The following is a 24,428-nucleotide window of genomic DNA, read 5'->3' on the forward strand; positions in this document are numbered from 1 at the left end:
GAAAAGGGCTGTGTCATGTCCACTGCAAGCGTCATCTGACGCTGTTTTCAGCAGGGACCGTCCCTCGCGCCTCATGGCAGCGGCAGCCACAGGGCTGATCTCCCCACCCGGGAATTCCACGGACGCAGGGCTTGTTGAGACAGAGAGGGCACATGTCTCCGCGGAGGCGCGCCTTCGGAACAGGATGCGATGAACCGCCGTATGTATTGGCGGAAGACAGACGAGACAACCACCCCATGCATGTGTATCTATATCACAGTCAGGTGATTGAGTGAGAATATCGAAACAGTATACCAACCGGGAAAGTCAATCCCTGGATAAATACCTGCAGGAGATCGGCAAGGTCGACCTCCTGACGCCGGATGAAGAAATTGAGCTGGCGAAGAAAATCAAGGCGGGGGGCGGCGGTGCACAGACCGCACTCGAAAAGCTTACCAAGGCCAATCTTCGTTTCGTCGTTTCCGTGGCGAAGCAGTATCAGAACCAGGGTCTTTCCCTCGGTGATCTGATCAATGAAGGAAATCTGGGTCTGATCAAGGCGGCCAAACGCTTTGATGAGACACGCGGCTTCAAGTTTATTTCTTACGCCGTCTGGTGGATCAGACAGTCGATTCTGCAGGCGCTGGCCGAGCAGTCGCGCATCGTGCGTCTTCCGCTCAACCGCGTAGGCGCACTGAACAAGATCGGCAAGAAGTTCAGCGAGCTCGAGCAGAGTTACGAACGTGAGCCCAGTGCCAGCGAACTCGCCGAAGAGCTGGACATGACGCTTTTTGAAGTGGCCGACACCCTGAAAATTTCCGGACGCCACATTTCGGTGGACGCGCCTTTTGCGCAGGGTGAAGACAACAGGCTGCTTGACGTCATCCAGGATGATCGCCAGCCCAATCCGGACAATACGCTGATGACTGAATCGCTGAAGGTTGAGGTGCGTCGTGCACTGGCCACGCTCAGCGAACGTGAGGCGGAAGTGATTCGCCTGTATTTCGGTCTGGATCGCGAGCATTCGCTGACGCTCGAGGAAATCGGTGAGAAATTCAATCTCACCCGTGAACGTGTACGGCAGATCAAGGAAAAAGCCATCCGCCGTCTGCGCCATGCCTCACGCAGCAAACAGCTACGTTCCTACCTCGGCTGATTTTTCCCTGCGAATTTCTGTTTTACGCCCTCTTTTCATCGAGAGGGCGTTTTTTTATTGTTGGTCAGGAATTATTGCATGCATGGAATTCGGGATTGAGTCTTTGCCGGAGGTTCTCTATAATGGGGCACTGTGTGTTGCTGATGTTTCACTCTGGAGACCTCTATGAGGAGAGTTGCGTTACCGTTGTCCGAAAGATTCACTGTCCACGCCATCGGCCTGCTCAATAAAGTGCACCATTCCCATCTTCCCAAGGGTCGCGATGCACAGATTGACACCATCCGCATGGCCCGACACATGAATTTTTCCTTCCGGCAAGCCGATGTTAAATCATTGAGCCGGCGTGTCGGACCATAAAACTCACTTTCTCTGAAGATTTCCCGTCTCCCAAGGAGACGGGATTTTTTTTGTCCCGCGGGAAGGAACCGGTCCCGCCTGTGCGTCGTAGAAAGCATCTTGTTCCAGGAAACCGGTACGGACTCATGACACAGCTCCTGACTTTTTTACTCGCGGGGAGTATTCTTGCATGCGTTTCTTTTCCCGGTGACGGTGCATTTTCATTCGTGTCGGCCGAGGAGGGACCCGGTAAGGACGATTCCCTGCGTATTGCCGAAGATAGTGCAATGATATACCCTCAGCTCCGCGGAAATGCGCTGCATTTCAATAACAGGTTCAGCATGCGCTTTCAGCGCACGCTGCGCATTCCCGATGATGGGAAGAAATATCCGTTGCCACCCGGACTCGGTGCTTTCCCGCTTTACCGCGTCGAAGATTACACGGATCGCATTCCGGCACACTGGCAGCGCGAGAACGCCTTTTTCCTGCCCATGTACCGCCGCGAAGCCATGTGGATTGAGTTTGACGCCGCAGCGTGGAAACCAAATGCGGTGCAGGTCGGACTCGGACGTATCGATGCGTTGACCGGGAACACCTGGGATCATGGTTTGCAGGATGATCCGCAGAACTACCTCGTCGTTCCGAATCAGCCGTGGCTCGACGGCATCAAGACCGAGGACGGGGTTATCCGGCAGTTCGTCGCCGTCGCGAAGGGAAGCGGTTACTCGGTGGAAGCGCAGGTGACAGGCGCAGAAAGCGAAGAAGCGCTGCGAATCGCGGTCTATGAACCGCGTCCGGGACGATTCCCTGAATCAGCGCCTTTCGCGTATGACCGTGGCAGAGTGCAGGAAGTGGACGCCCCGGCAATGGCAGCTTCAGCACGAGGGGGCGTACGGAAATCGTCCCTGGGCATGGGAGCCGGGGGACGCATGAAGCAGAAAGTGTATCCGGATGCTTACGGATTACGGACATGGGAGAAGGAAGCGGCTGTGGAGATTGTACTGTACATCGTCGACAGTGAATACTTCGCCGCCATCACCGGTATGACGCCGCCCTCCACGCCGATCGATGCGGAGACCTATACCACATATGGATATCCCTGGTTCGCACTGTACGACGAACGCAAGCCCGATATTCCCGCTGGCGAAACGCTCGGCAATGTCCGAAGCACCGGCGAACTCGACGAAGAGCGCGGCGGTACCCCCGACAGCAGCCTGCAGATTCCCGACTCCCTCATCATCACGCTGCCCGTGCATCCACCCAATCGTCCCGAACCGCAGCCCATCGAGCAGTATCCTCCCAGGAAAATGAAACCGAAGGAGGACCCGCGTTGAGGGTAAGGCATGCGCTGTGGGGCGGACATACGCTGCGGGGCGGACATACGTTGCGGGGTGGACATACGTTGAGCGAGAAACGCGGGCGAAGGTGAGACCGGCGCCGAGCTGGAATTTGAATGAGGACGTGTGGGGAATGAGGGTGAAGGGTTTTGCCCATGCCGGGTTTTGGACTCGTGCGGCAGTTGCGTAGTTTTAAGGGACGAACATCAATGAAAGGAGACAACCATTGTCTGTCATCACATGCTCCCGCTGCAGTCAGGAAAAGGAAGCCGTACAGAAGACGGCCTTTTATAGGGGCGAAGTCCGCGAAAAGTTGCTTGCGAACGCCTGCCAGGACTGCTGGGACGAGTGGATAAAAATGCAGATCATGCTCATCAACGAGTACCGTCTCAACCTCATGGATCCTGCGACGGATGAGTTTCTCAACAAGCAGATTCTCGCATTCTTCAACCTCGACGACGGCGGGGAAGTTGCCGGCGTAGACTACGTTCCACCCGAAAACTGATTTTCCCCTTTCCCTCCGCCAATCCGCGGATGAATTATGCAGAAACTGCATATTTCCGGTGCTGACGATATGCAGTTTCTGCATAATTCCAGGTCGTTCATTATGCACATTCTGCATATTTTGAAAAAGAATGGGCCGCTCCGGAAGGAACGGCCCATTCGCGCATTCACTGCTTCCAAGAGCTTGGGAGCAGTAAGTGGGCCCTGCAGGACTTGAACCTGCGACCAATGGATTATGAGTCCACCGCTCTAACCAACTGAGCTAAGGGCCCAGAAAGAAAGACAACTTAGCCCCGTGCGCCGGGAAATGCAATACATGACAACCTCTCCGGCGGATACAGGATGGGGGCATCCGAAAGCCATTGCTGCAAAAAGACAAATTTTGTACTTTTTGACCCGATGGTATTTACCGTTTTACACCGGAGCAAGAATGTCAGAACAGGCAACACTCGAAGCACAGATTGAAGAAGTTATCAACGTGCAGATCCGTCCCTACATCGAATCGGACGGTGGACAGATCAACTTTGTAGAAATGAAAGACAATGTCGTCTATGTAGAGCTCGCGGGGGCCTGCGGCACCTGTCCCTCAGCGCAGATGACGCTGAAGGGCGGGGTGGAAGCAATCCTCCGCCGCCGTTTCCCCGAAATCGTTTCGGTGGAACTCGCCAGTCCCACCCAGGCGCCATACTGCTGATAAGCGGAAAGGATATGCGCATGCGCATCGATATTTGCCGCCCCTGCGTTTTTCACAGGGGCGTTTTTTTCTCCCTCATTTTCCTCATCGGGATTGCACCTTCAATACTGTCCCAGGTGCAGGAAACCCTGCCGCAGGAAACCCTGCCGCAGGAAAACCCGTCTCGAAAAGCGCTGCCGACGGAAGCGCAGCGCTTCGGTACGCGTCCAGCGGAATTCGATCAGCCCCAGGCGCCGACGGAAGAAGCCGTTCGGCTGCTGGAACCGCTGGAGGTTGAATATCCCGATTGGGCGATGCGGCAGCGCATTGAGGGTGTGAGCATCGTTGCAGTCTGGATTGACGCGAAGGGGGCGCCTGCGTACGGTGAATTGCGAGAAAGTTCAGGCCATGCGGTGCTTGACAGCATCGCGCTGCGCGCGGTACGCCGGGGGATATACAAGGCGGCGCGCAGAGAGGGTACAAACGTCGCCTCCCGCGTCAGCATTCCGGTGGAGTTTCGTCTGCGCCGCGATGAGGATCACTACGACGCGACGAAAAGCGGAGAGCAGCTTGAACAGGAGAGCGAAGAGCTGCGCCGCGCCCGCGACATGCTGCATGAAGAACAGCAGCGGCTCGAGGCAGAACGAAAATCGCTTGAGGAAGAGCTGAAACGCCTGCGAGCGGAAAAGAAAAAAGCGGAAGAGAACAAGTGACGCTCAGACGATGAGCAGACTGCGCGCTTACAATGGCTGCGCATATGAAACAAGGAAGGCGGGATTGCTCCCGCCTTTTTTCTGCCGTCGCTGTGCTTCGATTCAGCGTGTGAGCAGTATGCGCTGCACCACCCGGCTGTGTGCAGCCATTACATGCATGAAATATATGCCGGGTGGCACATCGCCTATCGCACATTGGATCGTCTGCAGTCCGGCAGCATACCTGCCTGCACTGCGGGACGCAAGGACTTCGCGTCCCAGAAGATCCGTGAGCTTCCAGTGCACTTCGCTTGCCTTCACGAGGCTGAGGGAAACAGTCAGGGATTGTCCTGCCACAGCCGGTTCCGGCCAGCTGCCCTGTACGGTCAGGGAAGCGGGATAGCCTGCGGCGTCTTCCACCGCCAGTGGATTGGCACCGAAATATTCAAAGCGTGCCGGAATATCATCTCCCTCCGCCACCAGACCCTCTCCGTTAGCTGCCTGCAGTCCCGCCATGGGCGTTCCATCAGGAAAGCTGATGCTTTCCGAAGCAATCTCCTGCCAGGAGTTTCGTTCCGTCGCATAGTATGCGGTGAACACGCCGCGTGTTCGTTCGAGTTTGAGAAACACGGTATCCACGACCACACCGAACACGCTGTGAAAATGTGTTTCTCCGTCCACTTCCCATTCCAGCCATACCCCGTTCGTGTCGGGTTTGATGCCCCGGGAAACCCGGATGTAATTATCATCGTCGATATAGTACAGCAACCCGGCGTTGTGATAGAGGTAATCCGGGGAAAAATAGAGCTGGGTTTCGAGAACGATGTTTCCGGTCGAAGGGACGTCCTGCAGGAACATGTTATGTACATTGTTGAACATGGTGCCATTGAGTGCGCCGCGCTGTGTTGTGATTTCCAGCAGGCCCTCCAGAAGCCGCCAGTGGTCCGGGACTTCACGGAACACCGTCCATTCCTTCTCCAGTGTGGGATTTTCGAAATCATCGTATTGCTGTGCATGAATCGGCAATGCGCTGAGTATCAGCAGTAACAGCATGCCTGACAGGTGTCGAATCCTCATGATGGACTCCTCCTTCATTGAATGTAGCTGCACATTCCATGCAACCCCGTGAAAAGGACCCGGCTGCGTCGTATCGTCACCGGGATATGTATCAGGCCAGCCGCTCTATGGACACGGCAAGAGGGAGAAAATTCCCATCATTTTAGTCTTGCACCACAGGACAGTTTCCACTAGTATGGATGAACAGTTCAGGTTCATCCATATACGTTTATATAGCTCATGAAGATGTTGAGAGCGATGTTTCTGAAAGCGGCCCTGCTTTCCGTACTGCTGTTTTCGTTCTCCGACCCGTCACTTCTCGCACAGCCCCTCGATGTGACCATTAATGAAGTGGATTTCAGCACCCTCCCGCGTGTGACCTTCAAGGCCTGTGTACGCAGGGATGGCGAAATCGTGAAAGGACTGCTGCCGGAGAACATTTCACTTCTCGAGAACGGTGAGCAGCGCGATCTGATCATCCGCTGCCCCGATCCGGATAAGATCAACTCTGTCGTCCTCGTTCTCGACAACAGTGGTTCGATTTTCTCCGCGTTGCCGAAGCTCGTGGAAGCGGCAAAAATTCTTGTCGACAGTCTCGGACCCAACGATGTAGCAGCGATCGTGACGTTCGGACAAAACATTGTCGTGCAGCAGGGATTCACGACAAACAAGCTTCAGCTCAAGGCGGTGCTCGACAACATGGTCGCGAGCGGCGGAACGGCCATTTTCAGCGCAACGTACCGTGCCTGTCAATTGCTCGAAAATCAGAACGGAAACAGACATGCCGTGGTGCTGACGGATGGTGAGGATAATCGCTCTACCCATACGCTGGATGAAACCATCGCGTATGCAAACTCCATCGATGCCACGCTGCATACGGTGGCATTCGCCATTCCGGTAGACACGAAGGATGTGGAGGATGTCATGAAACGCATGGCTGTGGAAACCGGCGGCGTGTTCTTCATCGTCGAGCGTCCAAGTGAACTGACGGCGGTCTACAAGAAAATTGCGGATATCATCACCGAGCCCTGCTGCATCGCGGAGTATGAATCCGCTGACTGCGCCGACACCCTTCGCTCACTGCTGCTTACCGTTTCCGAAGGCGGTGAAACCGCACAGGATCTCGCCGAGCTGGTCAGTCCCGGACGTGCCCTCGAAACCACGCTTCGTGTCGACGTTCCCGACGAATTGAACCTGACCGCCACGAGCCGCGGGTATATCGAGATTGCGCCTCCTCCAAATACGGAGCTGTCGCTGACAATGTCTTTCACGCTGCACTACAACCAGGACCTCGTGGAAATTCCGACCCTGCCGTTCACACTCGGTACCGTGGTGCAGAATCAGCTTGTGCAAATGCAGAAAATCGGCAGGGGACAGATGCGCTTCACGCTGGAGAACATTACGCCGCCGTTCACGACAAACAGGCTGGTTGGCTTTTCCATCAAAGCGCTGCTGTCTGACAGCAGTCGCAAGGTGGGACTGTACATCACGGATATCGACCTCGCCGGATGTCCCACGAACTTCACCACCATACCCGACAGCACGCTTATCTGCCAGTGCTATCAGCCTCTGGCGCTTGCGTTGGACTCCGTGCCCACCCTCGCAGCCGATCAGCAGGTTATGATACCGATTCGGGTGGCGCATGGACTTGATCTGAACCTGCCACTGACAGCGAACGTTGCCATCAATGTCCCTCCCGGCATCGAAAACCTCGACATCCTTCCGGGCAACCTGTTTGCGGAAGACGCAATGGAATGGACCCGGGATGGTGAGTTGATCGAAATGCACATCGTGACACCGGTATTTCCCGCGGATACCGGCGGTGTCGTCGCATATCTGCGTATTGGTCCGAATGAAGGGAAGGAAGTACGTTCGATAGGAGTATCGATCGAGTACGGTGAGCTCTGGCAGCGCTGCTGTCCCGCCGATAGTACTCTGCCTGAAATCCACGTGCTGCAGGACGGCAACTGTGAATTCATCCTGCGCCGTGTCGAACCGCAGGTCGAAGTCGAGAACGCACCGAATCCCTTCACCACCGACAATGGCTCTGAGACCCATATCGTGTTCCGCATTCCGCGGAAATACGACGGGCGGCAGTTTACGCTCGATGTGCTCGACAGCCAGGGCCGGAGAACACAGCGCCTTTATGACGGACAGCTTCCCGAGGGTGAGCACCGGCTCCGCTTCAACGCGGAGCAGCTTCCCGCCGGCGTGTATCATGCCGTGCTGCGCAGCGGCGACCTGGTGGTTACACGATCCATGCTGTATGTTCGCTGACGGCGTTTTTTGTTCTGACGTCGCTGCTGCGTAATTTGCATGGCTATGCAGTTTCTTGAGAAACTCATACCCCGCTTACAGGCGCAGTTCCGCCGCCTCTATTTCGCGCAGCCGAAAGAACTGAGCAAAACACTGATTCGCTTCACACGAAGTGAATCCGTGCTCATTCTTATTGCCGCGGGCATCGGCGTCGCAACCGGTGGCGTCATTCTGCTGTTCAACTGGACCGTGGAATTCGCAGGGGAGCATTTCCAGGAGCTGTTCGATCTTTCCCACTCCAATCAATACTGGCAGTATCTGCTGATTCCGCTGATTCCGGCCGCAGGCGGACTCGGTGTGGGATTGCTGCAAACCTATGTGTTCAAGGCCAAGCCCGGACACGGGGTGCCCGAGGTCATTCTCGCATCGCGTTTCAGTCGTGGACGTATTCAGCGCCGCGTCATTCTGCAAAAACTGCTCACCGGTGCGCTGTCGATCGGATCGGGCGGCGGTGGCGGACGGGAAGGCCCCATCATCCATGTCGGTGCGGCGGTTGGTATCAGCATTGCCAACATCTTCCGTCTCACGCGCGACCAGAGCCGCACGCTTATCGCCTGTGGCGCTGCGGCGGGTATCAGCGGGATTTTCAACGCCCCGATGGGTGGTGTCATGTTCGTCCTCGAAGTCATCCTCGGGGATTTCCGCCTCAAGACATTTACTCCCGTCGTGGTATCCGCGGTGGCCGCGACAGCGATCACACGCAACGTGTACGGTAGTTTCACTCTCGTCAATGCACCTTCCGGTTTCTCCATCGCACTGCCTGAGTATCTGCTCTTCGCTCTGCTCGGCGTGATCATGGGACTCATGTCGGCATACTTCACACGCGTCATCATTTTCGTGGAAAAATTCAGTCACGAGAACCTCCGTGTGGCCGAAGTCTTTCGTCCCGCCGTCGGTGGACTGCTGGCCGGTATCCTCATTCTCTTCCTTCCGTCGATGATGGAGCAGACATACACGCCGGTCAACGAAGCCCTGCATGCGAGCCTGCCCATCTGGTTGATGCTGGTCGTCGCTTTCCTCAAGCCCTGGCACAACGCTGTCACGACCGGCAGCGGCGGTACCGGCGGCGTGTTCGCCCCGGCTTTGAAAAGCGGCGCGATGGTCGGCGCGGTGTTCGGCATGCTCATGATGCTGCTCTTCCCCAACCTCGTCCATACACCCACGGCGTATGCGCTGTCGGGCATGGGCGCCATACTGGCGGGAACAATGCACGCGCCGCTGACGGGCATTCTCATTCTCATCGAGATCTCGAACGACTACTCCATTGTTCTGCCCGCCATGCTTACTGCCATCGTGGCAACGGTTATCGCACAGCGTTTTCTGCGCAATTCCATATACTCCTGGTCCATCAGCAAACCCGGCACACATATCGGTTCCTTCGCCTATGTACCGCTGCTCAATTCCATTACCATCGACCAGATCGTCGAACGCGGCGTGGCGCATGTGACAACGAGCACCCCGATACGGGATATTCTCGTGATCTTCGAGCAGACCCGTCACGACGCCGTTCTCGTGCTTGACGCGGATCAGCGGTATCTCGGACTCATAGAATTCGAGGACGTCCGTTCCTTTATCGCCGAGCGCGAGCTGGTACAGGGACTCGTGGCCGCAGACGTGATGGTGATGTCTATCAAACCCGTGTTCGAACACACCACGCTGGATGTCATTCTGAAACTCTTCGACGATTACGGGTGGAGTGTGCTTCCCGTGCTGGATGCCGATGGCAGCAAGCGCGCGGTCGGACTCGTCACCGCTTACGACGCGCAGACCTATTACCGCCGTTCCGTCACCAGGGAACACTGATCCTCCCTACGTTTCCCTCTGCGCGTCCCCGGGTCTCCCTCTGCGCTACGCCCCTTCCTGTTCGCTTTTCGAATTCTCCCCGTTGCCGGATTCTTCCTCATCCTTCCCTGCAGCATTCTCACCCTGCAACTCCTCCACATCCCTCAGTTCGAGTTTTCCTGCAAGAATGGATCCGGATATGATCAATTTCTCCGTGTGCTGCACTCCGGGTGGATTCCCCAGCACGCGCCTGTCGCGCGCCTCGCCCATGCTGCTGCTCATCTGCAGCGTGACATGCCACGACTCGGGAATGAACAGCGTGACCGCGCTGCCGTATATGGCCGCATGAAGTTTCATGGTGACGGGGGACGCATCGCACCGCGTGAGATCACAGTCGAGATGAGCGAGTACGGCGGTCAGGCGTCCCCCCTCAAAGCTGTCGCTCTCCACCGTGTAATGCGCATCATGAAGGATCTCGCTCACCTGGAGGCGATCATCCGTCCGTGTTCGTTCGAGCCGCTTCTTCTTGGGCTGGATGAAGATCAGCCAGAGTCCCAGGATGACCATCGCATACGGCCAGTACGACAGGAGATTCCCCGGCAGCCAGCCGAACACGAGTATCTGAAGGAAGACGCCAACGGCGATCAGCTGCAGTCCCCCGGCAAAATCCTTTGACTTCCCCGAGACAATGCGCGAAACCCCCATCGCCACGACAATGAGCGGCCAGAAATTGAGCACCATCTCAAACACCCAGCCGAAACTGAACAGCTGAAGATTCCCGAACAGCAAAATCGCGCCCACTGCGATCAATATCGCGGGCAGCCAGCTCTGGGAAGAAGATTTCTGTTTTCGGGCCATGGATACGCTATGTGAGAAAGGACTATGGCAATATCCGCAGTGTGAAGGAATCGCGCAAGAAAAATCTTGTGTTTACAGTAATTTCAGAATTGACTGAAAACAGTGAAACTTTTATATTGACTGCGCGTAGGCATTCGAGGTAAGGAAATGAGCAAAAACAAAGACGACATAAAACGAGAATTCATTGAGGACATGGCACGCACCTGTGAGCAGACGTTCGGACTGCCGCGGATGGGGGGACGCATCTGGGGTGTGCTACTCACAACGGAGAAAGAACAGCTCTCGAGCGAAGAACTGATGGAAGAAGTGCATGCGAGCAGGGGCTCGGTCAGCACCATGGTGCGCATGCTCGAACGCGTGGGATTCATCAAGCGCGTCACGGTACGGGGCGACCGCCGCCATTTCTACTCCGCGTCAGGAGCGGAATCACTGTTGCACGCCGAGCTCGCGAGTATCAAGCTGTTCATTCAGCTCATGGAGCGCGGGAAACAAGTAATGAACCCGAAGGATAAAAAGGGAGTTGCGCGACTCGAGGAAATCAGGGCACTGATGATGTTCTTCGAGTCCGAATACAAGGGATTGTTGAACAGATGGCATCAAAAGAAGGATAAGAAATGAAGCATGTAATGATCCTCATCCTTGTGCTTGTCGCAAGCCAGGTGCTTCAGGCACAGACGGCGGACGAAATCATCGACAAGGCCGAAAACCTGCTGCAGGGAAAGACCAGCCGCGGGACATACGAAATGAACGTCGTCACCCCGGAATACGAGCGCAGCATGAAAATGGAGTACTGGTGGGATGGCGAGAATGACAAAGCACTTATCAAGACCATTGCGCCGGTGAAGGAAGCGGGAAACAAATGGCTGAAAATCGGCAATGAAATGTGGAATTATCTGCGGACGACGGAAACCACGATTAAAATTCCTCCGTCGATGATGCTGCAGTCCTGGAACGGTTCGGATTTCACCAACGACGATCTCGCCCGCGAATCCGACGTCAGTGATGACTACACGCACAAACTCCTGCAGGAGGAGAAAATTCATGGGGAGGATTGCTGGAAAATTGCATCCACACCGAAACCGGACGCCCCCGTTGTCTGGGGAAAGCTGTATACCTGGGTCCGAAAGGCAGATTATCTTCCCGCCATCGTCCAGTACTACGATGAAAAGGGAACCCTGGTGCGCTACATGGTTTACTCCGATTACAAAACCATGGATGATCGGAAAATCCCTGCGAAGTGGACCATGTACAACAAGGTGAAAGAGGGGCACAAGACGGAATTCATCATCGATAAAGTCGATTTCAACGCCGACATCCCTGACCGCATATTCTCTTTCCGTGAACTGGAACGGGGGAACTGAGCGTGAGACTCCTCACAAAGCTTGCCTGGCGCAACCTCTGGCGCAATCGTCGAAGAACGCTGATCACGATTTCCGCCATCGTCTTCGCCACCCTGCTGTCGCTTGTCATGCGCGGCATACAGCTTGGGACATACGATCAGAATATCAGCTGGGCGCTGAACCTCTTTTCCGGCTACATTCAGCTGCAGAATCCGGAATTCAAAGATAACCCGTCCCTCCACCGCAGCTTCTTCTTCACGAAGGAGATGCGTCAGGAGCTGGAAAATGACGATCGGGTTCGCGGCTTTGCGCCGCGGGTGTATGGCGATGGACTGATCAGCTTCAAACAGAATTCGCTCGGCGCCGCACTTTTCGGGATTGATCCGGCAGTGGAGCGCAACGTGACGCGCATGGCGGATAAGATCAATGCAGGACGCATGATCGCCTCCGCGAAGGCGTATGAAATTGTGCTCGGACGAACACTGCTGAAAAATCTCAATGCGGATGTCGGCGATACTGTCGTCATCCTTTCGCAGGGATATGACGGGGCGCTGGGAAATATGAAATACCGCATCGTGGGCAGTGTGCGCACGGGCATGCAGGATTTTGACCGCGCAGCCGTGTTTATGGGGATAGACAATCTGCAGCAGCTGGTCACCATGCACGGCCGCGTGTCAGTGGTCGCCATTGCCCTGCATGACCTTCACGACATCGACGATGTCTCCGAGGATTTGAATGCACGCCTGGATACGAGCAAGGTGAGCGTGCTCCCGTGGGAAGAGGTGATGCCCGACATGAAACAGGGGATAGAACTCGATAACTACAGTGGCATGCTCATGCTTGCCATCCTGATCGTTATCGTTGCCTTCGGCATACTGAATACAGTGCTTATGTCTGTCACCGAGCGCTTCAGGGAATTCGGCATCCTGCTCTCCATCGGTATGCCACAACGGCAGCTGGTGACGCTCGTTCTGATCGAAACGGTATACATGCTGCTGATAGGTATCATTATCGGCAACATTCTGGCGCTGGGGATAAACATGTACCTCGAGGCCAATCCGATCACCCTGACCGGCGATTACGCCGCGATGACGGAAGAATACGGATGGCTGCCGGTCATGCCGAGCATTGTCCTGCCATCGAGCATGTTCAATACCTCGATCGCCATTCTTTCCATATCCCTGCTTGCCGCACTGTATCCACTCTATCGTGTCTTCACGCTCGAACCACTTAAAGGAATAAGGTACACCTGAGATGCTGCTCACCATTGCCTGGAGAAATCTCTGGCGGAACAAGCGCCGCTCCGTGATCGTGCTGACTTCCATCATCGTTGGCATCACTGCCGTGATGTTCAATGATGGACTCTCAATCGGCATGATCCGGCAGATGCTTGAAAACTCCATCGGATCCCACGTCTCCCATATACAGATTCATTCAAAGGGATTCAACGACAACCGTGTCATTCAAAACGCGATTCCAAGTAATTCAAAAGTTGAAAATGTGCTTGCATCCACGCAAGGGATAAAGCACTGGAGTCCGCGCGTGCTCAGCTTTGGTCTTCTGAGCAGCGCATTGAACTCCTCGGGCGGCATCATCGTCGGAGTGAATCCGCAACAGGAAAAGGATGTCACCACAATCAAGCGATCCATCATCGAGGGTACGTATCTCACCGGTGCAGCGCATGAAGTGGTGATTGGACGCAGACTGGCGGACAAACTCAAGGTCGGACTCGGAGACAAGGTCGTGGGTATGGCTTCCGCGCTGAGCGGTGATGTTGGTTCCGAGCTGTATCGTGTCACCGGGATTTTTGAAACCGTGAGCTCGGAGTTCGACAAGTCGTACATGTTCACCTCCATCTCGGATGCGCGCAATATGCTGGAGCTGGGAGACCGGACGCTCGAATATGCGGTCATCGTCAGCGACATCAACAAGGTGGAAGATGTCGCCGCGGAGCTGCGACACAAACTCGGGGACAAGTATGAAGTTCTCACCTATATCGATCTGCTGCCGATTCTTGTTTCCCAGGTCGACATGTACAAAACCATGATGTACGTCGTCTACCTGATCATTGCGCTCGCCATGATCTTCGGCATCGTGAACACCATGTTGATGTCCGTCTTTGAACGCATCAATGAATTCGGCGTGCTCATGGCCATCGGCATGCGAGTCAGCCGCATCTTCTACATGGTGCTTATCGAGGCGGGCACGCTCGGCGTGATAGGCACGGGAGCGGGACTGCTGCTCGGGACGGGCCTGCTGCTGATCTTCTCGAGCGTGGGAATCGATTTCAGTGTGTTCTCGGAGGGACTCACATCCTTCGGCGTCGGTGCCGTGATTTATCCGCGCCTGACGATCGATACGATTCTCAACGTCATCGTAATCATTCCACTCACGACGGTGCTCGGCGCCGTATACCCGGCCTGGCGCGCGATGCGTCTGCAGCCGGTCACCGCAATCCGATACGTCTAACACTGATTTTACGCAACGCAATATCTGGACCATATCATGGAAGTCATTCGACTCGAGAAGGTAGAAAAAACATATTCTGATAACGGCGTGCCCGTGCACGCCCTGCGCGGCATCGATCTCAGTATCTCGCAGGGGGAATTTACCGTGATAGCGGGTCCCTCAGGCTCCGGGAAAACCACGTTGCTCAATATCATGGGCGCGCTCGATCAGGCCACAAAAGGGAAGGTCTTCCTGGAGAAGGAGAACGTCGGTGACAAGGCGCGTGATGAAATATCCGCGTTTCGTCTCGAAAAACTGGGCTTCGTATTCCAGGCGTATAATCTCATTCCGGTGCTGACCGCGATGGAGAATATCGAGTTCACCATGATGCTGCTCGGCATCGAGCAGGAGCAGCGCCGCGAACGGGCACGCGAGGTCATGCGGGAATTGAGTATTGAAGAGCTGGCGGACAAGCGTCCCAACGAGATGAGCGGCGGACAACAGCAGCGTGTTGCTGTCGCACGGGCCATCGTCAACAATCCTTCCATCATCCTGGCGGACGAACCGACGGCCAACCTGGACTCCGAGACCGGAGCCAACCTGCTCGACCTTATGGAGCGCATGAACCGCGAGCACAACCTCACGTTCATTTTTTCCTCACACGATCAGCAGGTCATCGACCGGGCCCGCAGGCTTATCATCTTGACGGATGGTATGATCGAGCGGGATGAGATTGTGAAATCGGACGACTGATGGAGAAGGGAATGCTGTTTCGAACAGGCATGAAGATGCTCGCCGTATGCTGTGGTGCCCTGATCTTCCTGCTTCCGGGGGCACTCGTCGCACAGCCGGAGCTGGAGTTTTCCGGGTACGTGGTGGACCTGCCCATGTATCAGCGTCTGCCGGATTATTCGGAAGTATTCGGCGTCGTGCCCGCTGCATTTCCTGCCGACAGAAACATGAGCCTCAATCTCACGCGGCTCCGCCTGCGTCCCATCCTTCGCATGTGGGAAGGCGCCAGTCTTTCCCTCGAACATGAAATGACACTGGCCGTCAGCTCACAGAATCTCCTGTTCGAAGAGGGAGCGGACATGGCCGGCAGACAGGTGGTTGACCTGCGATGGCGTCCCGTAGACAAGGAACATGTGCAGCTACAGCATTTTGTCGACCGGCTGTACTTCCGGCAGAATTTCGTTTGGGGCAGCATCATTGCCGGACGGCAGCGCATCTCCTGGGGCACGGGACGCATCTGGAATCCGACCGACCTGTTCAATCCCATCAACCCTCTCAGTTTCGATAAAATAGAGAAGGACGGCGCGGATGCGTTGTCGTTCAAATACTATATCGGCAATTTCACGGACCTGCAGTTCGTCGTCAATCCGAAGAAGCACAAGGCGGGAAATTACGCCATGCGTTTCCGCTCGAATGTCGACGAGTTCGACCTGTCCGCCATGGGTGGCTGGTTCGATGATCGTCCCGTATTCGGTGGTGATTTTGCCGGAAACCTCTTCGATGCCGGTGTGCGCGGCGAGTTCATATACTCCGGCGTGCAGGATGAAACCGATGCCTACGTGCGTTTCATTCTCGGTGCGGACTATCAGCTCACCTCGAAGCTCTATCTCGTCACCGAGTACCTGCACAATGGCGAAGGTGCCGCCTCGCCGGGCAAGTACGATGTTCTGCGACTCTTTCGCGGTGAGATTCTCAACCTCGGACGCGATTACATGTATCTCGGGGGTACCTACAAGCTGCATCCGCTCGTGGTCGCCAGTTTTGGAGGAAGTACCGGACTCGGAGACGGCAGCGGTTACATCAGCCTGAACGCTACCTGGTCGACTTCAGATAATTCTTCGCTGACAGCAGGGATGCTCCTGCCATGGGGTGAAGCGCTCGATGAGTACTGGTACTACCCCTCGTCACTGTATCTGCAGGGAGATTTTTACTTTTAGTCCTGAAAAATCATAAACTTGCACTCAGTTCACGACAAAAATTCTCTGTAATGGAGATATTCTGGTGCATTGCTTCTCAATATCTTCCTCTCTATTTTTGAAGAAGCACGATGTGCACCGTGCATTTATCGTTTCATCTTACAGAAAGGTACCTGAAATGATCGTAATCACTGATGATTGCATCAACTGCGCAGCATGCATTGACGAATGTCCCAGCAATGCTATTTTCGATGCCGGCGAATCCTACGAAGTGAACGGTGAAACTCGTCCGCCGATGAGCGAAGAGTACACCTTCAGCGTTCCCGAACTCTGCACCATGTGCGAAGGATTCTCCGATACCCCGACCTGCATCGACGTGTGCCCGTCGGATGCAATCATTGACGAATAGTCGCACTTCAGACGCATCTGTATGAAGCGTCGCGCCGGAGAGTCACTGGACTCTCCGGCTTTTTTTTTGGTGGCGGGGGAGAGCATCGTGGAATTTTTCGTCCATGTCGTGGGTTATGTCTGTGTCGGATTGTTGCTTCTAAAATTACGTACCCTGTCATTCCCGGTATGCAAACACCGGGTATCACATGCTAGCACCGTACACGTACGCACTGCTGATGTTCCTGACGCTGCTTCCGGTTGTGCTGAAAGCGCGGGACGTCAATCTCCCCCTTGCGAAACACAGGGGGTCAGCACTGGCTGCGACTCTGATTGTCGCCGTGCCTTTCGTCGTGTGGGATGTCTTTGCGACAGCGGCGGGACACTGGAGTTTCTCTTCCCGGTTCACGACGGGACTTACGCTCGTGAACTTGCCCATTGAGGAAGTCCTTTTCTTCATCGTCGTTCCGTTGGCTTCGATACTGGTATGGGATACCGTAGGTTATCTGATAAAACGCCGATGACGTACACGACCATGGCGATAGCGGCAGCAGTGCTTGCGACACTGCTGGATTTGATCATCCTCAAGACGCGGCTTTTACTGACGCGGAGATTCTGGATGTTCTTCCTTGTCATGCTGCCACTGTTTTTCGTCGTGAATGGTGTGCTGACTTCCCTGCCCGTGGTGCGCTATGCACCGGAAGCCATCATCGGTGTTCGACTCTGGACCATTCCTATCGAGGATATTGCATACATGTTTTCACTGCTGACTCCCACCATCGCACTTTACGAGTGGCTTCAGCGCCGCCGAAAAACGGCCGTGTGAAAATGACAGGATACAGACAGACTGAGACGGAGAACAGCCATGAAGCAACAGGTGACATCACCCAATGCCGACGCTGAACTGAGCCGGGGTCCCGCGCTGGCATATGCACGCCTTCTGACCCGCACGTATTCCAAGAGTTTTTTCCTCGCCACGCAATTCATGTCGCCTTCACGAAGGAGCGATGTGTACGCCGTGTACGCCTTCTGCCGGCATACGGACAACATCGTCGATGCACCCCGGGAGCGAGATGCGAAGCGTATACAGCGTGAGCTCGATCACTGGCGTGACGAGCTGATCACAGCCTGGAAGACGGGGGAATCGCAGCACCCCGTACTCGGTCTCTTCGTTGAAGTGCTGCATCGCTACGACATTCCCCTGCAGCTTCCGCTCGAACTGATTGACGGGGTGGAAATGGATCTCACCTATGATCGTTACGAGCGCTTTCCGCAGCTGCGGCAGTTCTGCTATCATGTCGCATCCGTTGTGGGACTGATGATGACCTATGTGTTCGGCTACCGCGACAGCAGTGCCTTCCCTTATGCCGAGGCACTCGGTATCGCCATGCAGCTGACGAACATATTGCGTGATGTGGATGAGGACTGGACGATGCGCCGCAAGATCTACCTGCCGCTCGACGAATTGCGGGAATACGGTTTGGGCGAAGAAGATATTGCCGAACGCAGGAACAGCGAGAAAATGCGCCGTTTCATACAGGCGCAGGTTGAACGCGCGCACTCGTATTTCGAGTACGCGGAACAGGGCATTCCCCTGCTTGACAGGCAGGGACGCGCGGCGGTGCGCGCCGCTGCGACACTGTACAGGGAAATTCTCGGTGAGATCGAGCGTGCGGAGTATGACGTGTTTGCGCAGCGTCCCGTCGTTTCCACCCGGCGCAAACTCGCCGTCCTTCTGCGCATGTCGCTCACCGCACGTTTCGGACGCGCCGCGAAAGCAGGGGCTGAACGAAAGCCCGATGAGGATACGCTTACCGGTTCTTCACATCCACCAGTCAGTACGCTGGACTGAAACGCATGGAATTCCTTCTCTTCGGCATCAGTCTGTTGCTGCTCCTCCCTGCGGGCATCGTGCTCGTGAACATGCTGGCGGGACCATTTCTCCGCGTCCGGTGGTTGCGCGCATCAGCTGGTTCGGACATGGAGGATGTTTCCATGAATAAGGAGGATGCTGCGCCGGAGATTGCGGTGCTTGTGCCTGCACGCAATGAGGAAGCGAATATCGGACATCTGCTCTCGGCGCTTTCACGACAGAATTACCCGTGTTTCAGTGTCACCGTGCTGGATGATCAATCCACCGATGGCACGGCGGACATCGTTCGCCGGCATGCGGAGGTCGACCCGCGCATCCGTCTGCTGCAGGGCGCTGCATTGCCTGATGGATGGACCGGAAAGAACTGGGCCTGCCATCAGCTCGCCAGGCAAAGCGAAGCCGAATGTATGCTTTTCGTGGATGCTGATGTGCTGCCCGAGGCAACGGCGATCAGCGACACGGTCTCTCGAATGCAGCAATATCATGCCGATGCGCTGTCGGCGTTTCCTCGGCAGAAGCTCAGCGGTGCAGCCGCGACGATTATCGTACCGATTATGGATTTGCTGCTGTATGCTTTTCTCCCCCTGCAGCTCGTCTGGCGAAGCAGCAAAACCTCGCTTGCGGCCGCCAATGGACAGTGGTTCGCTTTCCGTCGATCAGCCTATCGACGTGTGGGGGGACATGAGTCCGTGCGAACCGACATCGTCGAAGATATCGCCCTCGCACGTCGCGTGAAATCCGCCGGCTTGCGCATGCTGCTTACGGCAGGAAATGGGAGCGTCTCCTGCCGCATGTATGATGGCTGGCCTGCGGTTCGTGAAGGCTTCGCCAAGAATTTCTTCGCCGCGTTTCAATTCCGTTTTACCGTTTTTCCTTTTGTCCTTCTCCTTCTCCTCCTCCTGTTTGTAATTCCTTATGTCATGCTTCTGACACCGCTGCGCGATGCCGCGCTCCCTGCAGTACTGCTGAATTTGATCATTCGCATTCCGCTGGTGTTCGGTGCCGGGCACCGCTGGCTGTCCGCCCTGCTGCATCCGCTCGGCATTCTGCTGGCGGTGGGGATCGGTATTGATGCCATGCAACGCTATCTCCGCGGCGCAGTGCGGTGGAAGGACAGGGATATTCCGGTCGGTGCCGGGACATGACGTCAGCCCGTTCATACGGGGGTGACGCGCTTCCGGAGGAAAGGCAGGATGTCATCGTGATTGGTGCTGGGGTGGCAGGGCTATCCGCGGCTGCATTGCTGGCACGGGAGGGACTGCAGGTCACCCTGCTTGAAGCAATACACTACCCCGGGGGCTGTGCTTCCTCCTACGTGACACAGGGCGCGGTATTCGACGTCGGCGCCACGACATTCAGCGGAACCGCCGACTCTCAGCCCCTGGCCACGTTCTTCGATCGCATAGGCAGCTTCGATGCGCTGCTCCCTGCATCACCGCCGATGGGAATCATCATGGATGGTGACATGCTTCTGCGACATGGTGACCGGCACATGTGGGTGGAAGAAGCAGAACGTTTCTTCCGGCTGTCGCTCCGCGGATTCTGGGACAGCGTTTCGTCCTGGAGCGACACATCCTATCGTATGCTGCGGGATCTTGAATATCTGCCCCCGCGCTCGCCGCGTGAGTTTCTGCGAGATCTGCGGGCACTGAACTCAGATGTGCTGCGTGCGGCCCCGGGATTGCTGCGCACGGTCGCGACGCATATGCGTGCACACGGCATCACCGACCGGCGCTTCAGGCGATTCGTCGACGCCCAACTTCTGATCACCAGCCAGGGCAGCGCAGATGAGATTCCCTTTCTTGCAGGAGCGCTTGGACTCGCATATCCCGACTATCCGGTATATTCGGTCCGCGGCGGTATGCTGCAGTATGCCCGTTTTCTCGAGCGTCGAACACGGGAGTTCGGGGGGCGCGTATGTTATCGGCAGCCAGTCACTGCGATCAGGCAGCACGGAGATGGCTGGGAAGTGGAGACACGGCGTGGTCATCGCGTGCATGCCAGGCAGGTGGTGACAAATCTTCCGCTTTTCAATCTCCCGTCCATCACCGAAGGTGCGCCGCGCAATCATTTTACGCGCAGTGTTGCTCGCCTGCGCAGAAAGCGGATTCCGCTCTGGGGTGCGTTGACCATGTACGTACTCGTGGAAGACAGCCTTCCCTCCGGTTTGCCAATCAACCTCCAGGTGCTGCTCGACCGGCCTTTGCACAGTTCCGGCAGCGATACCTTGTTCCTTTCCTTTTCCCATCCTGATGATCATCAGCGCGCTCCATCCGGAACGCGCACGCTCACCATCAGTACGCACATTCCGCTGCACCGATTTCCACCGAGGAAGGATCGCGAGAGGTATCTGCGATGGAAACGGGAGGCGGAAGCGGAAATGCGACTTGCACTCGGACGCGCGCTTCCTGATCTTGCGGCGTTGCGCGTCCTGTACCAGCGCAGCGGTACGCCGGCGACCTTCCTGCGTTATACGGGAAGGATGGATGGCAACGTGGGCGGCATTCCCCTGCATCGGCGCGTGTTTCCCTTTTCCTATCCGCGCTCCACGACGCCGTTTGACGGACTGCATTGCATTGGCGACACCTTTTTCCCGGGACAGGGAATTCCGGGTGTCACGCTTGGGGCGCTGTCAGTGAGTAAACGAATTCTCGAGAATGCATGAACAATCCTCTATCTGAAAAGCAGACGATCATTCTTGTCTACGTGTTCTTCGTCGCGGGAGCGGTGTGGAATTCGCTCGGTGTGCTGCAGGATTTCATGCGTGTGACGACACCGCTGGTGCTCGTCATCTCCGCCGCCGTGCTGCTCTGGCTGACCTATGAATGGACGATGCGCACCGCTCTCGTCTTCGGCGGGATATTCGTTGTGACCTGGGGGATCGAGGCGATCGGGGTAGCGTCCGGATTTCCATTCGGGACCTATGAGTACACCGATACCCTGGGACTGAAAGTTCTCGGTGTCTCGCTTATCATCCCTGTCGCCTGGCTGCTGGTGATCGCGGCGAGCGATGCCTTTGTCGGACATTTCACCAACCGCGTCAGTACGGTATTCGTTGCCGCCATGGCGACGCTGTTTGATTTCTTCCTGGAATTCGCCGCCGATGTACTGGATTACTGGCACTGGAGCACGCGTTTCCCGCCGTTGAGTAATTACGCGAGCTGGTTCGTGATCAGTCTGGCTGCCGTGCTGCTGCTGCGCGATACCGTGGAACGACGTACGACGCTGCGCATTCCTGCCCACATGTATATCGCCCAGCTGCTCTATTTCATGATTACTTTCGTCGGAATGAAAAGCGGGATGTTCGCCGTATGATGAACGGAGAACACTGGCAATGAGCGGCCCTGTTCGAATCATAGGTGCCGGCTTCGGTGGTCTGGCAGCCGCGATCCATCTGGCTTCCGCCGGCGTTGAGACCGTGGTTCATGAAAAGCAGTCCACCCCCGGAGGCAAGGCTGACGAGCTGCGCGCGGCAGGATTCCGTTTCGATACGGGTCCCTCCCTTCTCACCATGCCCTTCGTGCTCGAACAGCTGTACGCCACAGCGAATGCTTCTCCTGATGAACGCGTCTCCCTGCTGCCAGTTGATCCCATCTGCCGTTACTTCTTCCCCGACGGATCCGTTCTCGATGCCGCGGCTGATGAGAATGCATTCCTGGCGGAAGTTGAGCGTCTCGCTCCAGGTGAGGGTGACGCTGTGCGGCGTTTCCTCGATTACAGCGAACGCATCTACGAACTGACCAGTGATCTTTTCCTCTTTCACAGTCTGTCGCCCCTGAAATCCCTGCTGCGTATGCAGAATCTGCATACGCTGTTTCACCTTCGCGAGATCGATGCCTTTCGGACGGTGCATGATGCCGTATCGACATTTTTTGACGATGCACGCCTGCGTCAGCTCTTCGACCGCTACGCCACGTACAACGGTTCGAATCCTTTCGCCGCGCCTGCGACCCTGAACATCATTCCCCATGTCGAATACCGCCTCGGCGCGTATTACGTGCAGGGTGGTATGCATGCGCTTGTGCGCAGCCTGGTCAGGGTGGCACGACGGCTGGGCGTGCAGTTTGTGTTCAACAGTAATATCGAGCGCATTTCGACAGGTGATACGGCAGAACGCGGCATCGTGGCGGATGGCGGCTTTTTCCCGGCGCGCGCGGTGGTCAGCAATGCCGACGCTGTGTACACGATGACGCAGCTGGCTCCGGTTTCAGAACGGCAGAAGCGCAGGTACGAAACGTTGGAGCCGTCATGCAGCGGACTGGTATTTCTTTGGGGAGTGAAGGGGAGGCAGCATGAGTTGGCACATCACAATATTTTCTTTTCCTCGGACTATCGCGAAGAGTTCGAGGACATCTTTACCCGGCTGCGTCCCCCGGAGGACCCTACCGTATATGTCTCCATCACCGCCCGCGCAGACGCGGAACATGCACCGGAGCAGCACGACAATTTCTTTGTGCTTGTGAATATGCCCTATCTCACCGAAGAGAACAGGGATGTGCAGGTACAGCAGATGAAAGTGCGGGTGCTGGAGAAGCTGAAGCGGGCGGGCATCGATCTTTCCGAACGTATCGTGTACGAATCTGTCATCACTCCCGCCGAGCTCGAACAGCGCTACAATGCCAACAGGGGAAGCATCTATGGCATTTCATCCAATTCCAGGAATGCAGCCTTCCTGCGTCCCCGGAACCGTTTGCGTTCACAGCCCGGACTCTATCTCTGCGGCGGCGCTGCGCATCCTGGTGGCGGTGTTCCGCTGGTACTGCTGTCGGGCAAACATGCTGCGGAAGCGGTGCTCGAAGACCTCCGCTGATTCCTGACACACCCGGAAATCGAAAAAGGCCATCCCCGAATGCCGGGGATGGCCTTTTGCAGAACGGACGAATGTGTTACTCCGCGATGCGGATTACTCCGCGATGCGGAATTCCACGCGGCGGTTGACGGCCCTGTGCTCCTCACTGTCGTTGGGTACCACGGGACGTGCTTCACCGTAGCCTATTGACTGGAGACGCGACTGTGCGATGCCGTGATCGATCAGGTATGTGACCACGGATTGCGCTCGCTTGTTGGACAGCGAGATGTTGTATTCCGGGGTGCCGATGTCATCGGTGTGTGCCGCGATGACAATGGCGATGTCCGGATTACTCTTCAGGAAGCGTACCAGGCGATCAAGCTCGAAGGACGAAGCGGGCTTGAGATCCCACTTGTTGAAATCGAAGAAGATGTTGTTCACGCGCTGCGCAAGGAGATCACCCCACTTATCGCGACGGTTCTTCATGTCGTCTACACTTTTCAGCACGAAATTGCGCGTGTGACTGCGCAGTCCGCCATCATCATTGCCGTTCCCATTTCCACCGTTATTGTTGTTTCCGTTGCCGGAACCGTCGCCCCCGTTGCCGTTCCCATTCCCGCCGTTGTTGTTGTTTCCGTTACCGGAACCGTCGCCCCCGTTGCCATTTCCATTCCCGCCGTTGTTGTTTCCGTTACCGGAACCGTCGCCCCCGTTGCCATTTCCATTCCCGCCGTTGTTGTTTCCGTTACCGGAGCCGTCGCCCCCGTTGCCGTTTCCATTCCCACCGTTATTGTTGTTTCCGTTACCGGAACCGTCGCCCCCGTTGCCATTACCATTCCCGCCGTTATTGTTGTTTCCGTTGCCGGAACCGTCGCCCCCGTTGCCGTTTCCATTCCCGCCGTTATTGTTGTTTCCGTTACCGGAGCCGTCGCCCCCGTTGCCGTTTCCATTCCCGCCGTTATTGTTGTTTCCGT

The 24,428-nt window shown here is 56.1% G+C and carries 24 protein-coding genes and 1 tRNA gene; 21 read left to right on the top strand and 4 right to left on the bottom strand.

Annotated features, from left to right (window positions below):
- Positions 1-271: 271 nt before the first annotated feature.
- The 3 genes from KQI65_02740 to KQI65_02750 all read left to right on the top strand — a co-directional run bounded on the left by KQI65_02740 (position 272) and on the right by KQI65_02750 (position 3,313).
- The gene (locus KQI65_02740; protein MCB2203640.1) at positions 272-1,135 is read left to right on the top strand and encodes an RNA polymerase sigma factor RpoD/SigA; all 864 of its coding nucleotides are present in this window, start codon (positions 272-274) and stop codon (positions 1,133-1,135) included.
- 677 nt (positions 1,136-1,812) lie between these two features.
- Positions 1,813-2,805: a hypothetical protein gene (locus tag KQI65_02745; protein MCB2203641.1), complete on the top strand. Its 993-nt coding sequence runs from the start codon at positions 1,813-1,815 to the stop codon at positions 2,803-2,805.
- A gap of 229 nt (positions 2,806-3,034) precedes the next feature.
- Positions 3,035-3,313, top strand: a complete 279-nt coding sequence (locus KQI65_02750; GenBank protein MCB2203642.1) for a Fe(2+)-trafficking protein — start codon at positions 3,035-3,037, stop codon at positions 3,311-3,313.
- 197 nt (positions 3,314-3,510) lie between these two features.
- On the opposite strand, the gene KQI65_02755 is transcribed toward KQI65_02750, so the two are convergent.
- A tRNA-Ile gene (locus KQI65_02755) sits at positions 3,511-3,584 on the bottom strand.
- Between the two features lie 158 nt (positions 3,585-3,742).
- Between KQI65_02755 and KQI65_02760 the strand changes: the two genes are divergently transcribed.
- Together KQI65_02760 and KQI65_02765 are read left to right on the top strand one after the other, a co-directional pair.
- Positions 3,743-4,006, top strand: coding sequence for a NifU family protein (locus tag KQI65_02760; protein MCB2203643.1), 264 nt, complete (start codon positions 3,743-3,745; stop codon positions 4,004-4,006).
- A 20-nt stretch (positions 4,007-4,026) separates the two neighbouring features.
- Positions 4,027-4,698 (top strand): energy transducer TonB, encoded by a 672-nt coding sequence (locus KQI65_02765; GenBank protein MCB2203644.1) that lies wholly within the window; start codon positions 4,027-4,029, stop codon positions 4,696-4,698.
- A gap of 102 nt (positions 4,699-4,800) precedes the next feature.
- Here the strand turns inward: KQI65_02765 and KQI65_02770 are convergent, their stop codons facing one another.
- Positions 4,801-5,754: a hypothetical protein gene (locus tag KQI65_02770; protein MCB2203645.1), complete on the bottom strand. Its 954-nt coding sequence runs from the start codon at positions 5,752-5,754 to the stop codon at positions 4,801-4,803.
- A gap of 219 nt (positions 5,755-5,973) precedes the next feature.
- Here KQI65_02770 and KQI65_02775 point away from each other — a divergent pair, with 219 nt between their 5' ends.
- Positions 5,974-8,010, top strand: coding sequence for a VWA domain-containing protein (locus KQI65_02775; protein MCB2203646.1), 2,037 nt, complete (start codon positions 5,974-5,976; stop codon positions 8,008-8,010).
- A 39-nt stretch (positions 8,011-8,049) separates the two neighbouring features.
- Positions 8,050-9,852, top strand: a complete 1,803-nt coding sequence (locus tag KQI65_02780) for a chloride channel protein (GenBank protein ID MCB2203647.1) — start codon at positions 8,050-8,052, stop codon at positions 9,850-9,852.
- A gap of 45 nt (positions 9,853-9,897) precedes the next feature.
- Here the strand turns inward: KQI65_02780 and KQI65_02785 are convergent, their stop codons facing one another.
- On the bottom strand, positions 9,898-10,689 hold the full coding sequence (locus KQI65_02785; protein ID MCB2203648.1) for a hypothetical protein: 792 nt from the start codon (positions 10,687-10,689) through the stop codon (positions 9,898-9,900).
- A 147-nt stretch (positions 10,690-10,836) separates the two neighbouring features.
- Between KQI65_02785 and KQI65_02790 the strand changes: the two genes are divergently transcribed.
- The 14 genes from KQI65_02790 (at position 10,837) to crtI (ending at position 23,475) form a co-directional block, all read left to right on the top strand.
- The gene (locus tag KQI65_02790; protein MCB2203649.1) at positions 10,837-11,307 is read left to right on the top strand and encodes a MarR family transcriptional regulator; all 471 of its coding nucleotides are present in this window, start codon (positions 10,837-10,839) and stop codon (positions 11,305-11,307) included.
- Complete coding sequence (locus KQI65_02795) at positions 11,304-12,050, top strand: outer membrane lipoprotein-sorting protein (protein MCB2203650.1); 747 nt, start codon at positions 11,304-11,306, stop codon at positions 12,048-12,050. Before KQI65_02790 ends, KQI65_02795 begins: the two co-directional genes overlap by 4 nt.
- 2 nt (positions 12,051-12,052) lie before the next feature.
- Positions 12,053-13,282 carry an ABC transporter permease gene (locus KQI65_02800; GenBank protein MCB2203651.1) on the top strand — a complete coding sequence of 410 codons (1,230 nt, stop codon included), beginning with the start codon at positions 12,053-12,055 and terminating at the stop codon, positions 13,280-13,282.
- A 1-nt stretch (position 13,283) separates the two neighbouring features.
- Complete coding sequence (locus tag KQI65_02805) at positions 13,284-14,498, top strand: ABC transporter permease (protein MCB2203652.1); 1,215 nt, start codon at positions 13,284-13,286, stop codon at positions 14,496-14,498.
- A 36-nt stretch (positions 14,499-14,534) separates the two neighbouring features.
- Complete coding sequence (locus tag KQI65_02810; GenBank protein MCB2203653.1) at positions 14,535-15,230, top strand: ABC transporter ATP-binding protein; 696 nt, start codon at positions 14,535-14,537, stop codon at positions 15,228-15,230.
- Positions 15,231-15,241: 11 nt separating this feature from the next.
- Positions 15,242-16,426, top strand: coding sequence for a hypothetical protein (locus KQI65_02815; protein ID MCB2203654.1), 1,185 nt, complete (start codon positions 15,242-15,244; stop codon positions 16,424-16,426).
- Positions 16,427-16,583: 157 nt separating this feature from the next.
- A complete protein-coding gene (locus KQI65_02820; GenBank protein ID MCB2203655.1) occupies positions 16,584-16,814 on the top strand; it encodes a 4Fe-4S binding protein in 231 nt (76 codons plus the stop codon).
- A gap of 187 nt (positions 16,815-17,001) precedes the next feature.
- Positions 17,002-17,316: a lycopene cyclase domain-containing protein gene (locus KQI65_02825; protein ID MCB2203656.1), complete on the top strand. Its 315-nt coding sequence runs from the start codon at positions 17,002-17,004 to the stop codon at positions 17,314-17,316.
- The gene (locus tag KQI65_02830; protein ID MCB2203657.1) at positions 17,313-17,618 is read left to right on the top strand and encodes a lycopene cyclase domain-containing protein; all 306 of its coding nucleotides are present in this window, start codon (positions 17,313-17,315) and stop codon (positions 17,616-17,618) included. The genes KQI65_02825 and KQI65_02830 overlap by 4 nt, the downstream gene beginning before the upstream one ends.
- 39 nt (positions 17,619-17,657) lie before the next feature.
- Positions 17,658-18,644 (top strand): phytoene/squalene synthase family protein, encoded by a 987-nt coding sequence (locus tag KQI65_02835; protein MCB2203658.1) that lies wholly within the window; start codon positions 17,658-17,660, stop codon positions 18,642-18,644.
- A 5-nt stretch (positions 18,645-18,649) separates the two neighbouring features.
- Positions 18,650-19,810 (top strand): glycosyltransferase family 2 protein, encoded by a 1,161-nt coding sequence (locus KQI65_02840; GenBank protein ID MCB2203659.1) that lies wholly within the window; start codon positions 18,650-18,652, stop codon positions 19,808-19,810.
- A complete protein-coding gene (locus tag KQI65_02845) occupies positions 19,807-21,330 on the top strand; it encodes an NAD(P)/FAD-dependent oxidoreductase (GenBank protein MCB2203660.1) in 1,524 nt (507 codons plus the stop codon). The genes KQI65_02840 and KQI65_02845 overlap by 4 nt, the downstream gene beginning before the upstream one ends.
- Complete coding sequence (locus tag KQI65_02850; GenBank protein ID MCB2203661.1) at positions 21,327-21,980, top strand: carotenoid biosynthesis protein; 654 nt, start codon at positions 21,327-21,329, stop codon at positions 21,978-21,980. Before KQI65_02845 ends, KQI65_02850 begins: the two co-directional genes overlap by 4 nt.
- Before the next feature lie 19 nt (positions 21,981-21,999).
- Entirely contained in the window at positions 22,000-23,475 is a 1,476-nt protein-coding gene (gene crtI, locus KQI65_02855) for a phytoene desaturase (protein ID MCB2203662.1), read from the top strand.
- A 93-nt stretch (positions 23,476-23,568) separates the two neighbouring features.
- Here the strand turns inward: crtI and KQI65_02860 are convergent.
- On the bottom strand, positions 23,569-24,428 hold an 860-nt coding region (locus KQI65_02860; protein MCB2203663.1), incomplete at its 5' end, for an OmpA family protein.

Source organism: bacterium (assembly GCA_020444325.1).
Classification (GTDB): Bacteria; Bacteroidota; Ignavibacteria; order SZUA-365; family SZUA-365; genus BM516.

Excerpts from the sequence above, each read along its gene's own strand:
- KQI65_02810 (MCB2203653.1), top strand. The coding sequence starts at position 14,535 with ATGGAAGTCATTCGACTCGAGAAGGTAGAAAAAACATATTCTGATAAC.
- KQI65_02850 (MCB2203661.1), top strand. The coding sequence starts at position 21,327 with ATGAACAATCCTCTATCTGAAAAGCAGACGATCATTCTTGTCTACGTG.
- KQI65_02780 (MCB2203647.1), top strand. The coding sequence starts at position 8,050 with ATGGCTATGCAGTTTCTTGAGAAACTCATACCCCGCTTACAGGCGCAG.
- KQI65_02770 (MCB2203645.1), bottom strand. The coding sequence starts at position 5,754 with ATGAGGATTCGACACCTGTCAGGCATGCTGTTACTGCTGATACTCAGC.
- KQI65_02840 (MCB2203659.1), top strand. The coding sequence starts at position 18,650 with ATGGAATTCCTTCTCTTCGGCATCAGTCTGTTGCTGCTCCTCCCTGCG.
- KQI65_02765 (MCB2203644.1), top strand. The coding sequence starts at position 4,027 with ATGCGCATCGATATTTGCCGCCCCTGCGTTTTTCACAGGGGCGTTTTT.
- KQI65_02745 (MCB2203641.1), top strand. The coding sequence starts at position 1,813 with ATGCGCTTTCAGCGCACGCTGCGCATTCCCGATGATGGGAAGAAATAT.
- KQI65_02825 (MCB2203656.1), top strand. The coding sequence starts at position 17,002 with ATGCTAGCACCGTACACGTACGCACTGCTGATGTTCCTGACGCTGCTT.
- KQI65_02830 (MCB2203657.1), top strand. The coding sequence starts at position 17,313 with ATGACGTACACGACCATGGCGATAGCGGCAGCAGTGCTTGCGACACTG.
- KQI65_02785 (MCB2203648.1), bottom strand. The coding sequence starts at position 10,689 with ATGGCCCGAAAACAGAAATCTTCTTCCCAGAGCTGGCTGCCCGCGATA.
- crtI (MCB2203662.1), top strand. The coding sequence starts at position 22,000 with ATGAGCGGCCCTGTTCGAATCATAGGTGCCGGCTTCGGTGGTCTGGCA.
- KQI65_02835 (MCB2203658.1), top strand. The coding sequence starts at position 17,658 with ATGAAGCAACAGGTGACATCACCCAATGCCGACGCTGAACTGAGCCGG.
- KQI65_02775 (MCB2203646.1), top strand. The coding sequence starts at position 5,974 with ATGAAGATGTTGAGAGCGATGTTTCTGAAAGCGGCCCTGCTTTCCGTA.
- KQI65_02845 (MCB2203660.1), top strand. The coding sequence starts at position 19,807 with ATGACGTCAGCCCGTTCATACGGGGGTGACGCGCTTCCGGAGGAAAGG.
- KQI65_02790 (MCB2203649.1), top strand. The coding sequence starts at position 10,837 with ATGAGCAAAAACAAAGACGACATAAAACGAGAATTCATTGAGGACATG.
- KQI65_02815 (MCB2203654.1), top strand. The coding sequence starts at position 15,242 with ATGCTGTTTCGAACAGGCATGAAGATGCTCGCCGTATGCTGTGGTGCC.
- KQI65_02760 (MCB2203643.1), top strand. The coding sequence starts at position 3,743 with ATGTCAGAACAGGCAACACTCGAAGCACAGATTGAAGAAGTTATCAAC.
- KQI65_02795 (MCB2203650.1), top strand. The coding sequence starts at position 11,304 with ATGAAGCATGTAATGATCCTCATCCTTGTGCTTGTCGCAAGCCAGGTG.
- KQI65_02820 (MCB2203655.1), top strand. The coding sequence starts at position 16,584 with ATGATCGTAATCACTGATGATTGCATCAACTGCGCAGCATGCATTGAC.
- KQI65_02805 (MCB2203652.1), top strand. The coding sequence starts at position 13,284 with ATGCTGCTCACCATTGCCTGGAGAAATCTCTGGCGGAACAAGCGCCGC.